12 protein-coding genes and 1 pseudogene are annotated in these 13,350 nt (G+C 46.5%); 7 read left to right on the forward strand and 6 right to left on the reverse strand.

Annotated elements, in window-relative coordinates; genetic code table 11:
* The first annotated feature begins 62 nt into the window (after positions 1-62).
* Positions 63-134 (forward strand): hypothetical protein, encoded by a 72-nt coding sequence (locus tag J3491_RS12110; protein WP_424108361.1) that lies wholly within the window; start codon positions 63-65, stop codon positions 132-134.
* Between the two features lie 98 nt (positions 135-232).
* On the opposite strand, the pseudogene dnaX reads toward J3491_RS12110, so the two are convergent.
* The 5 genes and pseudogenes from dnaX to J3491_RS10810 all read right to left on the reverse strand — a co-directional run.
* Positions 233-1,396, reverse strand: a pseudogene (dnaX, locus tag J3491_RS10790) (DNA polymerase III subunit gamma/tau); the annotation flags it as partial.
* Positions 1,397-1,465: 69 nt separating this feature from the next.
* Positions 1,466-2,740: a hypothetical protein gene (locus J3491_RS10795; protein WP_100749647.1), complete on the reverse strand. Its 1,275-nt coding sequence runs from the start codon at positions 2,738-2,740 to the stop codon at positions 1,466-1,468.
* 164 nt (positions 2,741-2,904) lie between these two features.
* Positions 2,905-4,443: a lysine--tRNA ligase gene (gene lysS / locus J3491_RS10800; RefSeq protein WP_100749648.1), complete on the reverse strand. Its 1,539-nt coding sequence runs from the start codon at positions 4,441-4,443 to the stop codon at positions 2,905-2,907.
* Positions 4,444-4,556: 113 nt separating this feature from the next.
* A complete protein-coding gene (gene prfA, locus J3491_RS10805) occupies positions 4,557-5,648 on the reverse strand; it encodes a peptide chain release factor 1 (protein WP_075100875.1) in 1,092 nt (363 codons plus the stop codon).
* 270 nt (positions 5,649-5,918) lie between these two features.
* Complete coding sequence (locus tag J3491_RS10810) at positions 5,919-7,064, reverse strand: beta-ketoacyl-ACP synthase III (protein ID WP_075100876.1); 1,146 nt, start codon at positions 7,062-7,064, stop codon at positions 5,919-5,921.
* Between the two features lie 285 nt (positions 7,065-7,349).
* Here J3491_RS10810 and pnuC point away from each other — a divergent pair, with 285 nt between their 5' ends.
* Positions 7,350-8,093, forward strand: a complete 744-nt coding sequence (pnuC, locus tag J3491_RS10815; protein WP_207970218.1) for a nicotinamide riboside transporter PnuC — start codon at positions 7,350-7,352, stop codon at positions 8,091-8,093.
* Positions 8,044-8,643 carry an AAA family ATPase gene (locus tag J3491_RS10820; RefSeq protein ID WP_207970219.1) on the forward strand — a complete coding sequence of 200 codons (600 nt, stop codon included), beginning with the start codon at positions 8,044-8,046 and terminating at the stop codon, positions 8,641-8,643. Before pnuC ends, J3491_RS10820 begins: the two co-directional genes overlap by 50 nt.
* Positions 8,644-8,687: 44 nt before the next feature.
* On the opposite strand, the gene J3491_RS10825 is transcribed toward J3491_RS10820, so the two are convergent.
* Positions 8,688-9,371: a DUF421 domain-containing protein gene (locus J3491_RS10825; protein ID WP_207970220.1), complete on the reverse strand. Its 684-nt coding sequence runs from the start codon at positions 9,369-9,371 to the stop codon at positions 8,688-8,690.
* Positions 9,372-9,447: 76 nt separating this feature from the next.
* Between J3491_RS10825 and J3491_RS10830 the strand changes: the two genes are divergently transcribed.
* The 4 genes from J3491_RS10830 (at position 9,448) to J3491_RS10845 (ending at position 13,229) form a co-directional block, all read left to right on the forward strand.
* Positions 9,448-10,431 carry a DMT family transporter gene (locus J3491_RS10830; RefSeq protein WP_207970221.1) on the forward strand — a complete coding sequence of 328 codons (984 nt, stop codon included), beginning with the start codon at positions 9,448-9,450 and terminating at the stop codon, positions 10,429-10,431.
* Positions 10,432-10,569: 138 nt separating this feature from the next.
* A complete protein-coding gene (locus J3491_RS10835; RefSeq protein WP_207970222.1) occupies positions 10,570-10,941 on the forward strand; it encodes an MliC family protein in 372 nt (123 codons plus the stop codon).
* A gap of 268 nt (positions 10,942-11,209) precedes the next feature.
* A complete protein-coding gene (locus tag J3491_RS10840; RefSeq protein WP_207970223.1) occupies positions 11,210-11,539 on the forward strand; it encodes a hypothetical protein in 330 nt (109 codons plus the stop codon).
* A 277-nt stretch (positions 11,540-11,816) separates the two neighbouring features.
* Complete coding sequence (locus tag J3491_RS10845; protein WP_207970224.1) at positions 11,817-13,229, forward strand: aspartate ammonia-lyase; 1,413 nt, start codon at positions 11,817-11,819, stop codon at positions 13,227-13,229.
* Positions 13,230-13,350 lie beyond the last annotated feature (121 nt).

Raw genomic sequence — 13,350 nt, forward strand, 5'->3', positions numbered from 1 at the left:
GCTCTGCAATTGGTTCAGGCTCTGCAATTGGTTCAGGCTCTGCAATTGGTTCAGGCTCTGCAATTGGTTCAGGCTCTGCAATTGGTTCAGGCTCTACGATCGGTTCAGGCTCTACGATCGGTTCAGGATCATAAGCAGCTGACGGCAATTGCTGACTAAGATTATGTTGATAATCTACATCGTCATCTGGTAGCAGTACTGCTGAAACATTATACTCAGCCGTAGAAGCTGTCGGTGAATCTTTCACCTCACTAGGCGGCTGCGGCAGCGTAGGAGGGGTTTCTGTCAGCACCTCATCAGCTGCGAGCGGACGAAACGCCAATAGACGCAGTAGACACATCTCAAGCGCCTGCATGGGCGTACTGGCAAGCTTGACCCCTTCACGCGCTTGCACAACGATTTCATAATACAGCTGCAGCACATCGGGGCTGATATGCTGCGCTAGGGTATGAATATCTTGCGCTTGTACTTCATTAACGTTGAGTGCCACTTGAGGCAACAGCTGCGTCAAAGCCAATTGATGCAACAGCTCAGCGAGCCCATCAAACATGCTGGTTGCATCGACCATCTGCGCGCGCATCTGCTCAATGTGGGCAGCGACAGCAGGCTTATCATGGTTATAGATATCGGTGATAAGACGAACCAAGTCAGCTGAATCAATTAACCCAAGCATGGCATTGACAGTCGCATCATCAAGGCCACCTTGACCAAACGCGATGGCCTGATCGGTCAGTGACAAAGCGTCGCGCACTGAGCCTTTGGCAGCACTGGCCAACTGCCAAAGCGCAGGCTGAGTATAAGCCACATGCTCTTTGGTCAAGATGTTTGCCAAATGCTCACTAAGTAGCGTCTGCGGCAAGGGACGCAGTACAAACTGCAAGCAGCGAGAAATAATAGTAATCGGCAGTTTTTGTGGATCAGTGGTCGCCAGCAAAAACTTGACGTGCTCGGGCGGCTCTTCTAGTGTTTTTAATAAGGCATTAAAACTGTGGGTCGATAGCATGTGCACTTCATCAATCAAGTACACTTTGTAGCGCCCTTGGCTTGGCGCATAAGGGACATTGTCCAATAGCTCACGGGTGTCTTCGACTTTGGTACGAGAGGCCGCATCAATCTCAATCAGGTCAATAAAACGTCCCTGATCGATGGCCACACAGTTATCACACACACCGCAAGGCGTGCTCGTCACACCCGTATCGCAGTTCAGACATTTTGATAAGATACGCGCAATCGTCGTCTTACCCACCCCGCGCGTCCCTGTAAACAGATAGGCGTGATGCAGACGGTTATAATCTATCGCATTAATCAATGCTTGCGAGACGTGCGTTTGTCCAATCAACTCGTGAAAGTTTTTTGGACGATATTTGCGAGCTAAAACTTGATATTGCTGCGTCATAATAAATGCCAATTTGAATAATACAAAGATAAATAGCGCATCCGCCCAGCGATCAACAGCCCGCCTGATTTATAACTGGGCTTTTAGCTGTGCCAGCTGCTGGTATAAACGCTGAGTGTTTGCATCGATGAGCGCACCACTTTGATAAAACGCATCCAAATGCACCTCAGTGTTTACGCTGTCCTCGCAGGGCCTAAACTCGACACCGATCAAAAACAAATCCTGCATCACAGGCGTTTGCATTTGTGCATTGAGCTCCGCCAGCAGATCTTGATGCGCGCCGCGCACCTGCTCGGCGCTTAGCGAGCTATGAGGATCTTGGGCATAAAACACCATTAGATAATGACGACCAAACACCCTATAAGAGTGCTCATGGCGGACATAGCCATTCCAGCGTGAGTCTTGATCCATGGTTCTATAAGCGAGGATTTTTTCTATCAAACACGCGTAAGTATACATCGATTCATCAACCAATGTATCGACCTGCGCTTTTGGTAGCGGGCGCTGCGCCTCATAAGCGTCTTTGACCAAACTATTAAACAGCTTATACCACATGCCCGTGTTTTTTTGAATCTCTGCCATTAGGGCCGCCGCAAAATCCGTCTGCCCAAGCTCCGTGGCCTTAAGTAAGCGCGGCTCAATCTGGTCAATCAGCTCATACTTGACCAATTGCTCTTGTACAGCGATGGCTCTTTGATGAAAATCTGGCGACTGCAAAAACTGCGCCAGCAGCGTTGACTCATCTTGAAAGGATTCAAAACTCGTCAACTGACGACGATGAAAGTCTAAAAAAGTGGTCAAATCACTTGGCGTCACCAGTTGCCGCAAGATATCGATAAAGTTTTGATAACTAAAAACCTGCAGGACGCTTTGCTCATCATCCAAATCTAGCACGCAGTCTTCAGCAAAAAACTGACTGCCGTACTCATAGCCAATAGCATAAGTCGGCGCCTCTGCACGGCCAGCATGGTGCTGGACTGCAAGCGATGTCAGACCGATGAAGTAAACGGCTTTATCCCTCTGGGCATCGCTATTTGTCAGCGATTTATCATTTTTTTGATAAAGCGCTGCATGACGCTTGATCAGCTGATTGACGACTTCTTTTCGCCACTCGCGAACTTGGCTGCTATCGATGTCATGCTGACTTGCTTGCCTCATGACATCATTGACCAGCAGATAAATACGCGCGTCAGAGAACTCAAAGACAAAATCATACCCCTGAAACTGATCAGAGGTAAGTGTGTCATCGTTTGCAGTTTCATACTTTGCAGCTTCATACAATGACAAAAAGCTTTGCTGAACCATCTGTTGCCAAATTGAAGAGGCAGCTTGCTGAGTATCCATAATATCCCTATAAATGTGCGCTCTAAAATTCTGAGCCTATTCCTTCAAGACAGAAAAACTTACAAAAGCAGAAAAATCTGCTTATGTTTATTTTACCAGCACAGATTGATGGCAAGTAAAGCCCTTTTCGCTTGTTTTTTAACCGCTAAGCGCACGGCATATTTCTAGCTTTCTAGCTTGCGACGCATGTGCGGAAACAAGATCACATCACGAATACTCGCCGAATCTGTAAACAGCATCACCAAACGGTCGATACCGATACCCTCACCGGCAGTCGGTGGCAAGCCATAAGACAAGGCTTCGATGTATTCTTCATCAAAATGCATGGCTTCATCATCGCCTGCGTCTTTTTCGGCGACCTGACCGTGGAAACGTTCTGCTTGGTCTGCTGGGTCGTTAAGCTCACTAAAACCATTGGCCAATTCGCGGCCACCGATGAACAGCTCAAAGCGGTCGGTGATTTCTGGATTGTCATCGCTGCGGCGTGCCAGCGGTGAGGTCTCAGCTGGGTACTCAGTGATGAAAGTTGGCTGACGTAGCTGATGCTCGGCCGTTTCTTCAAAGATAATGGTTTGTAGTTTACCCACACCAAACACGTCTTTTACTGGTTGCTTGAGCGTTGTTGATACATACTCTGCCAGATAGTCACGGTCATTGATGCGTGACATGTCGAAGTCTTCGGCGTATTTGGCAATCGCATCAGACATAGACAGACGCACAAATGGCGCTTTTAGGCTGATGGCTTCTTCTTGATAAGTAAGCTCTGTGGTACCCAAGATATCCATCGCCAATTCGTTAAATAAACGCTCGGTCAAATCCATCAAATCATGATAATCAGCATAGGCTTGATAAAACTCAATCATGGTGAATTCAGGGTTATGACGGGTCGATACCCCTTCATTACGGAAGCTGCGGTTGATCTCAAACACTTTCTCAAAACCACCGACCACTAAGCGCTTTAGATAAAGCTCAGGAGCAATGCGTAAATATAACGGCATATCTAGCGCGTTATGATGCGTTACAAATGGACGCGCCACTGCGCCACCTGGGATGGGATGCATCATCGGCGTTTCTACTTCCATAAAACGCTCACCCAGCATAAACTTGCGAATACCACTGATCACTTGACTGCGAACCATAAAGGTATCACGTGTGGTCTCATTGGTCATCAAGTCAAGGTGGCGATTGCGATAGCGCGCCTCTACATCGGCGAGGCCATGGAATTTGTTTGGCATCGGGCGTAGCGACTTGGTCAATAACGTAAACTCTTCGATATGGACGTATAAGTCGCCTTTACCCGAGCGTCCGATATAGCCTGACACCCCAACGATATCACCCAAATCCAATGATTTGATGGTGGCAAGTGTTTCTGGATCCAGCTCTTTACGAGCGACATATAGCTGAATACGACCCGTCATATCTTGAATGACAATAAACGCGCCGCGGTTCAACATGACGCGGCCTGCCACATTGACCTGAGTTTTTTCGCCTTTTGCAACGTTGTCTTCGATTTCTTGTTTTGAAATACCTTCGAAGGCGGTTTGCAAATCCTTGGCGTAATCTGTGCGTTTAAAGGTGTTTGGATACGCCGGCTTGCCCGACTCTGTGATAGCGTCTAGCTTGGCTTGCAGTTGGGCAATCAGCTCATTGGATTCTTCTAATGTGGGCGCTTGCTCTTGGCTTTGATTATTGTGCTTTGACATAATACTTCTCAAAATGATTAGGTAATGAAATAAAAAACATAAAAATAATAGTAGGGCAGCTAAGAACACTGCCCGTTTAGATGGTACTTATCAATCTTTGCGACGTGCGGCTATTAATCGCCGCCACCGATACTGGCCATCAAGTCTGCTTGGTGCTCACGCAGTAGCGCATCAAGTAGCTCATCTAAATCGCCTTCCATGATGGAATCGAGCTTATAGAGAGTTAGGTTGATGCGGTGGTCGGTCATACGCCCTTGCGGGAAGTTATAGGTGCGGATACGCTCACTACGATCGCCGCTACCGACGAGGTCACGACGCATCTCATCTGCGGTATCGACCTGTGCTTGTACTTTGGCCTGCTGAATACGTGAGATCAGCATTTGCATCGCTTTTGCGCGGTTTTTGTGCTGGCTACGCTCTTGCTGACACTCTGCCACCACACCTGTCGGTATGTGCGTTAAGCGCACCGCTGAGTCGGTGGTGTTGACGTGCTGACCACCTGCGCCACTTGAGCGATACGTGTCCATCTTGATATCAGCAGGATTGATATCTACTGTATCATCAATCTCAACTTCTGGCATGACAGCCACCGTACACGCAGAGGTGTGGACACGGCCTTGGCTTTCTGTTTCTGGTACACGCTGGACACGATGCGCGCCTGACTCAAACTTTAGGCGCCCATAGACGCCGGTGCCTGAAACACGGGTGATGATTTCTTTGTAGCCGCCGTGCTCGCCCTCATTTGCCGATAGCACCTCAACAGTCCAGCCTTGATTTTGGGCATACTTTTGGTACATACGGAACAAGTCACCAGAGAAAATCGCCGCTTCATCGCCGCCCGTCCCAGCGCGAATCTCCAAAAAGGCTGGCACCTTATCATTCGGGTCTTTGGGCAGCATCATGACGTTGAGCGCTTCTTCCATCTCAGCGATGGTCTCACGAGCACTGTCGATCTCATCGATCAGCATCTCTTTCATGTCAGGATCAGTAGCGTCAGCTAGCATCGCTTCAGCATCTGCTTGATCGGTTTCTGCACGCCCATAGTTCTGCCATAACGTGGTGATGTCCATCAAGTCACTATGCTCAACAGACAGCTCACGAAATTTATTATTGTCACTGATGACACTAGGATCGGATAATAAGGCGGTGACCTCTTCATAACGGTCTACCATCTGGTCTAAACGCAGGCGTAAGGATTCTTTCATAAAAGGACTTTTAATCAAATGAGGGGAATAAGAGAGTGATTATAGCAAATTTTTCCGTTTAAATTAAAACCTGTCAGCAACCTGTCTATTATACTCATAAATTATCGCTTGTGCGGCCAAGCAGAAGTGATAGAAATCAACAGCTTGATACCATATCCTACTGACATAAAAAAATAGCCAAGATTGCTCTTAGCTATTTTTTGTTGTTATCGGTAGTGAACAACAGGTAACAGCAACTATCAGCCGCCGTGCTAGCGGTATCGCTGCCGTCTATACCTTGCGCACCAGCACCGATCCGATCGAGTAACCTGCGCCAAATGAGCAAATTACACCCAAATCACCTGATGCCAGCTTGTCTTTGTAGCGATGGAAGACAATCATCGGACTGGCTGAGCTGGTATTGGCAAACTCATCGATGACGCTTGGCACGATGGCTTTGTCCGCATCACGCCCCACGACCGTGCGCAAGATAAGATCTAGCATATTGGCATTGGCTTGGTGTAGCCACATCATCTTAATGTCGCTTGCTTGTAGCTCGTTGTCATGCAGGTGCTCAGTGATAATCTCTGATACCTTTGGACAGACCTCACGGAACACTTTACGACCGTTTTGTAAAAACAGCTTATCCGTGACCGGCTCTTTGATATCAGGATACATCTCAGTCTGCGCCGCCAAAAACTCGGAGCGATCCATAAAACCGTATTCATTTTTGATGTTGGTCGAAAACTGAGTAAACAGTTTTGAGTTGATAATCTCATAACCTTTAGGCGTCTCTAGCTCTTCGACAATAGAAGCCGTCGCCACATCACCAAAGATAAAATGACTATCACGGTTGCGCCAGTTTAAATGCGCTGAGGTAATCTCGACGTTGACCACAGCCACACGTTTGGCCAGACCTGAGATGATAGAGCCGTGGGCTTGTGATAACCCAAACGTCGCGGCACTACAAGCAACGTTCATATCATAAGCAAAACCGCCTACCATGCCGATTTCGTTCTGAATCTCGATGGCGACTGCCGGATACGTGCGCTGAAAGTTCGAGCACGCAAGGATGATACCGTCCAAGTCGTTAGGCTCTAGCCCTGCATCCGCTAAAGCGTCTTTTAGTGCGGCGGCGCCCATCTCAGCCATGACTGACAGCTCTTCGCCAAGCTGACGATAAGGAATCACAGGTGCCATGATTTCAGGATCTAAGATCCCGTCTTTTTCCATGACATAGCGTGATTTGATGCCAGATACTTTTTCGATAAACGCAGCTGAGGAAGGCTGCAGTGCGGTCACAGTCTCTGCTGCGATCTCGTCGGCATGCTCGTTGTTGTAGTTTTCGACATACTGGTTAAATGAAGCCACCAGCTCTTCATTGCTGATGCTATAAGGAGGAACGTATAGGCCGGTGCCCGTGATACAAGTCGTCATAATAAGCTTCCTTGTCTACTGCGGTAGTGCTTGGATAAGCGTAAAAGTGAAAATAAGGATGTTTTGATTTCGGTGAATAACTGTAAACTTAAAATCAGAGCCTTTATTATGCCTGAATATTATTATTTTTCTAATACTTTGTTACAAATAATGCATTTGTGACGAAAAATAAGCAAAGACGGCCTTTATTTGTGGGCATCTACGCTATAATTACGAAGCTCAGGGCGTGATATGCAACTATTGAGCGCTCGCAAACAGTCAAAGCGTTTATATTTAGGAATACTAATGGTAGAGATCTTTAACTGGTTGTTTGGACAATACGCTGACTACTCCACTCTATTTATCGCTTTAGAGCTGATTGCGGTGGTATTTGGCGTAGCCAGCGTCATGCTCGCCAGCAAAACCAACATCCTTGTTTTCCCCATCGGCCTGATTAGCACCGCCATATTTGTCTACCTCCTATGGAAGTGGCAGCTGTTTGGCGATATGTTTATCAATGCTTATTATACCGTAATGAGCCTATACGGTTGGATTAATTGGTCAAAAAACAAAGCAAACAACACCGTTTCAGACCATATCAACCCTACCAGCCAGCAAGACCGCGCGCTCAAGGAGGCTGAGAGCGCCATCCAAGTTGAGCGGCTAAGCGCAAAAGACTTGCCCATACTAGCGAGTCTGGCCGCGGCCACCATGGCCTTTGTGGCACTGGTGTATTACTTCCGCCCCGTGATAAACAATGGCTTTAGCTTTGAGGGTACCGTGCTGGGACTGCAGTTATTTACGTGGGTCGACTACACCGACATGCTGACCACGGCGCTGTTTTTGATGGCGATGTGGCTGATGGCACGGCGCAAAATTGAGCACTGGCTATTGTGGATCGTCGCCGATGCCATCTCCGTACCGCTATACTTTTATAAAGGTCTCACCTTTACTGCACTACAATACGTAGTCTTCACTCTGATCGCAATCTGGGCTTATTATGAATGGCAACAACGCTATCGCAAACAACCTCAAACAGCATACGCCTAAATCCGTCATCAATGTCGCAGTATTGGGCGCTGAAAGCACTGGCAAGACAACGTTGTGCCGAGATCTGGCGGCACATTTTGCCAGTCCTTGGGTGCCAGAGTATATGCGCACTTACCTACAAGCCAAATGGGATAACGAGCAGCTGACCTGTACGTGGGAGGATTTATTGCCTATCGCGCAAGGTCAGATTGAGTTAGAAAACAAACGCGCAATGCAAGCGGCACAGCTACCTGCTGGCCAGCGTTATGTATTCTGTGATACCAGCTTGTTTGAGCTGATGGTTTATTCAAACTGGTACTATGGCGACTGTCCTCTTGCCCTGACTCAAGCGGCACTGGCGCATCATTATGACCTGATACTACTGACTGAGGTCGATACGCCGTGGGTCGCCGATGACTTGCGTGATGCGCCACATGAGCGCGACGAGATTAGCGGTTACTTTGCGGATCAGCTTAGTATCTATCACAAGTCATTTAGACGTATTGGTGGTAATAGACAGACTCGTGTTATGCAGGTAGCAGAGTGGTTGAACAATTTTGATTGTGTATAAATTTTTGCTTAGGCTATTTTAATAAAAACAATGACTGGTATTGCTTATCTGACAATCTGGCTATTGAGCGCTTTTGCCCAGTTTTTGCAGTTATTCTGACAGCGCGAGCATACTTGGTTAGGGCTTGTGATATGCTCGATATAACCGCAGTACATGCAAGCATAATGCACGCCTGACTCCACCTGCTCCACTGGCTGATACTGCTTAGGAAAAAGCGGCATACCATAGCCTGTTTGCTCAGGTGGGTATAATAAGACGCTAAAATTGCCATCGGTTTCTAGCAGGCCGGTACGCACTTGCCCTAGATGCTCCACGCCCTGCTGACGCATCTCAGCAAAAAACTCATCGTGCGACATCTTGCCTTTTTTGATTTTATCGAGCACCAGCATCCCATCTTCTACGATATACAGCGATTTTCCTTCTAGCAAATTTTCAAACGGCTGAAACTTCATCATCGCCCACGTACACAAGCGATACAGCAAGATGACGGTACTCATTATCAGCACCGCTTGGATGATCGGTAAATCCTCAGTAAACATCGGGTCGCCAGCGATAGAGCCTAATGACAAAATGATAGTCAGCTCAAAGATAGACAACTGACGGACGCCGCGCTTACCCGTAAAGCGCAAGAACGTAATAATCAGTACAAACATCACAGTCACACGTACCAATATCTCTAGGACAAATGCCCACGTGGTATCATGAATAAAAATACTCGCCCAATCCATAAATGGTTCCTTGTTGTTATTTTTAATAACGCTCTATTTTATGCAAAACTTGCGTCAATCACTGTAGGAATTATTTTTGAAAGCCACGTTTTATACCATAGTCGCGTTAATTGCGTTTGCCGCAAACTCTTTATTTTGTAGGATGGCGCTGGCGGAGGGCTATATCGATGCTTGGAGTTTCACCACTCTTCGCCTGCTGAGTGCCGCGATGAGCTTGGCGGTGGTGATGTCGGTGCACACCTACTGGCTGCATCAGCAAAAACCATGTCAACAAATGTCACGTCAAAAAAACCTACATCTAAATACCGCGACTGATGACTCTATTTTACAAGATAAAGGTAGCTGGATAAGTAGCATCAGCCTGGTGGTTTATGCGCTGTGTTTTTCGATTGCATATACAGCATTAGATACAGGTACAGGCGCGCTGATTTTGTTTTCGGCAGTACAGCTGACGATGATTGGTTGGGGGATTTATCAAAAAGAGCAGCTAAGCGCGTGGCAGTGGTTGGCGTTTATCGTCGCTGTGGCGGGGTTTGTATACTTGATGTTGCCATCAGCCACCGTGCCCTCACCCACCGCGGCGATACTCATGGCCATCAGCGGCGGCGCTTGGGGCATATATAGCATACGAGGCAAGTCTTGCGTCTCACCGCTGCGCGCGACAGGGTTTAACTTTATCAGAAGCTTGGTGGCCGTCCCAGTCCTCTTTATCATCTCGCTGACAGCCCTTAGTACTTTTGGCATACCAAACATCCGTCTCAATCACATTAGTATCGAAGGCGTCTTATTGGCCTGTACGTCAGGGGCGCTAGCCTCAGGGCTGGGCTATAGTATCTGGTATATGGCCATGCCGCTGTTAAAAAACTCCCAAGCCGCAGTCGTACAGCTCTGCACCCCTATCCTAGCGGCGATATTAGGCATGGTGTTTTTATCCGAGCAGCTGACGCTCAACTTTCTGATCGCCAGTATAGTCATCTTAGGGGCGGTACTGGTATTTATCTTAAATAAAAAAAACAGTGTAAACAAAAAACCAAATATCGCTCAATCATTTAGGTTATAACGACTTGGTAAATCACGAAAAAGACAGAAATAATTACCTTAGTAAACTCTAACCACAACACGAAATTACATTTGAGCATGTATCATATTGCTCAGTATAACAACTCACATTCACTTACCAACTTGAGGAATATCGTTTATGAAAAAGTTACTTGCTGTTGCTCCTTTTACCGTTTTGTTAGCCGCTTGTGCGACCAACGCTCCGACCACCACCGCCCCAACCACTGCTGCCAAGCCAGTCGTTCAGTCATTCACCTGTGAAGACAACGGCATGATTACTGCCGCCTATGCAGCGGACGGTCAAGCGGCCAACCTAAACATCACCTTGCCAAAAGTAGGTCTACAAGACGCAAAAATCACGCTAGAGCAGGCAGTATCAGGCTCTGGCGCACGTTATGTGAACAATGTAAACCCAAAGACCACCTATGACTGGCAGACCAAAGCAGACTTTGGCATCATGACCATTACCTCAGACAATGGTCAACAGTATCAAGTAAACTGCCAACTATAGTTATCGACTATAAATAATGATGAGAGTCAGTAGTAAAGCTACTGGCTCTTTTTTATTGTACCAACCGCAATCTAGACAATCCCAATGTTGAGAGACAATGACTGATACCTGACATCCACGCCCTAAAAAAACGTGGCTTTACGGTGCTTTTTGATAAAAAATGATTGACTTCTCTTATATATTCGATATATAACATATAATATATTCTAATTAATAAATATATTACGACGCGTCTATTACGTATCATCAGAATATATGGGAGGCTCCTATGACTCATTTAAGCTACACTATCAAATGCTGGGCATTGGGCGTTGCTTTTTTTGTCGGTTTTTACTTTATGGTGCTGCTAAGTGATCCCAGTTTTAGTAAATATGTCTATATACTGGCCCTGAGTACCGTACTTTTTCCCATTGCCAAACGGGCCGTCGATGCAATGATGAATTTTTTTGCCCCAAACACTGAGCTGTTTAATGGTTTGTTACCTTCATTGCTGATTAACATCGTGATTTGGATATTTACCCCATTTATCGTAGCACTCGCAGTCATTGCCTTTATTTTGCATAGTATGGGCGTACTGACAGAAAATATCGGTCATTAGCCTAGCGTAGTGATGAGGATGTCCGTTATGCCGACCTACCCATCACCTTGCATCGTAAAACCCTCAAGATTTACCTCTCGAGATAAATGATAACCAAAAATTTTTGTTCAATTATGCATAATGTAATAAATATTCATTATTAATCCGAGAATAAAACGCCTACTCTGTAATGTTGCCCACGATGATTCTCAAATGTGCTATAAATACAATTTGTTTTTATAAAAATAAGAGATGATTCACATATGAGTCAGGGCTTTTACTGAAGGAGTTTTATTAAATGTCTACCGCCACTCGCCAAGAATACGACCTATTGGGTCAACGTGATGTCCCTGCTGATGCTTACTACGGCATCCAAACCCTACGCGCTTTTGAAAACTTTACCGTCAGTGGTGTGCGCTTGCATCAGTTTTCGCCGTTTATCCGTGCTTTTGCGACGGTAAAAAAGGCCGCCGCCATTGCCAATAATAAAGTCGGCGTACTAAACGATACGGTCAAAGACGCAATCGTTGCTGCCTGTGATGACTTAATCGCCGACAAATATCATGACCAGTTTATCGTTGATATGTTTCAAGGGGGCGCTGGCACCTCAACCAACATGAACGTCAATGAGGTGATTGCTAACCGTGCCTTGGAGATTTTAGGTTATGAAAAAGGCCAATATCAGCATGTACACCCAAACAATCACGTCAACCTATCACAATCAACCAACGACGCCTATCCAACCGCACTCAATGTGGCACTAGATGAGTACTGCACAAACCTGCTCGATAAAATGGCGTTGCTCCACCAAAGCTTGATAAACAAAAGCATCGAGCTTGCTGACAAGCTAAAAATGGGGCGTACTCACTTGCAAGATGCAGTGCCGATGACGGCAGGGCAAGAGTTTAATGCCTTTGCCACGATGATCAAAAAAGAGATGCAGCGTATCGAGTCAACGCGCGCTTTGTTTCACGAGATCAACATGGGTGGTACGGCGATTGGTACTGGGCTAAATGCGCCTGCTGGCTACTCAGATCTGTGCGCTGAGACTTTAACAGAGCTCACTGGCAGACCATATTACATCGCAGAGGATTTGATCGAATCCACGCAAGATACCAGCGCTTATGTCGCTTTATCTGGCAACCTGCGTCTGTTTGCTGCTCGTTTATCCAAAATCGCTCATGATTTACGTTTGCAGTCGTCAGGGCCACGTGCGGGGCTGGCGCAATATCGTCTGCCTGAGATGCAACCTGGCAGCTCAATCATGCCAGGCAAAGTCAACCCTGTGATTCCAGAAGTGGTCAACCAAGCATGTTTTCACGTCATGGGCGTCGATAGCGCGATTGTGATGGCATCAGAGAACGCTCAGCTACAGCTCAACGTTTTTGAGCCAGTGATTGCCTTTAACCTATTTACCGGTATGAGCATGATGACCAATATTTGTGAGATGTTTGCGACCCGCTGTATCGATGGCATCATCATGAATAACGACACCTGTAGCGGACAGGTGTTTAATAACATCGGTCTGGTCACCGCCCTAAACCCGCACTTAGGCTATGAGTCCTCTACGTATGTGGCCAGAAAAGCCCAAGAGACTGGCGGTAGCGTCTATGATATCGTCTTAGAAGAAAATCTGATGGACAAAGAGACCTTGGATAATTTGTTGTCTCCTGCCAACATGGTATACCCAAAGGCTAAGTTCGCGCCATAATGGTTTTTATAAAGTAAAAAGTAAAAGGCTGGATTAGCGCTTGCTATTCCAGCCTTTTTTATTGTTTAAAAAACAGATAAGGTTTATTTTTAATGGGTTCAATTATATATGGTCAATTTAC

Origin of the sequence: Psychrobacter halodurans (assembly GCF_017498075.1) — a bacterium.
Classification (GTDB): domain Bacteria; phylum Pseudomonadota; class Gammaproteobacteria; order Pseudomonadales; family Moraxellaceae; genus Psychrobacter; species Psychrobacter celer.

What these genes read in the sequence shown, in the direction of transcription:
- J3491_RS10795 (WP_100749647.1), bottom strand. Translation starts at nt 2,740, where the DNA reads ATGGATACTCAGCAAGCTGCCTCTTCAATTTGGCAACAGATGGTTCAG.
- lysS (WP_100749648.1), bottom strand. Translation starts at nt 4,443, where the DNA reads ATGTCAAAGCACAATAATCAAAGCCAAGAGCAAGCGCCCACATTAGAA.
- prfA (WP_075100875.1), bottom strand. Translation starts at nt 5,648, where the DNA reads ATGAAAGAATCCTTACGCCTGCGTTTAGACCAGATGGTAGACCGTTAT.
- J3491_RS10810 (WP_075100876.1), bottom strand. Translation starts at nt 7,064, where the DNA reads ATGACGACTTGTATCACGGGCACCGGCCTATACGTTCCTCCTTATAGC.
- pnuC (WP_207970218.1), top strand. Translation starts at nt 7,350, where the DNA reads ATGGTAGAGATCTTTAACTGGTTGTTTGGACAATACGCTGACTACTCC.
- J3491_RS10820 (WP_207970219.1), top strand. Translation starts at nt 8,044, where the DNA reads ATGAATGGCAACAACGCTATCGCAAACAACCTCAAACAGCATACGCCT.
- J3491_RS10825 (WP_207970220.1), bottom strand. Translation starts at nt 9,371, where the DNA reads ATGGATTGGGCGAGTATTTTTATTCATGATACCACGTGGGCATTTGTC.
- J3491_RS10835 (WP_207970222.1), top strand. Translation starts at nt 10,570, where the DNA reads ATGAAAAAGTTACTTGCTGTTGCTCCTTTTACCGTTTTGTTAGCCGCT.
- J3491_RS10840 (WP_207970223.1), top strand. Translation starts at nt 11,210, where the DNA reads ATGACTCATTTAAGCTACACTATCAAATGCTGGGCATTGGGCGTTGCT.
- J3491_RS10845 (WP_207970224.1), top strand. Translation starts at nt 11,817, where the DNA reads ATGTCTACCGCCACTCGCCAAGAATACGACCTATTGGGTCAACGTGAT.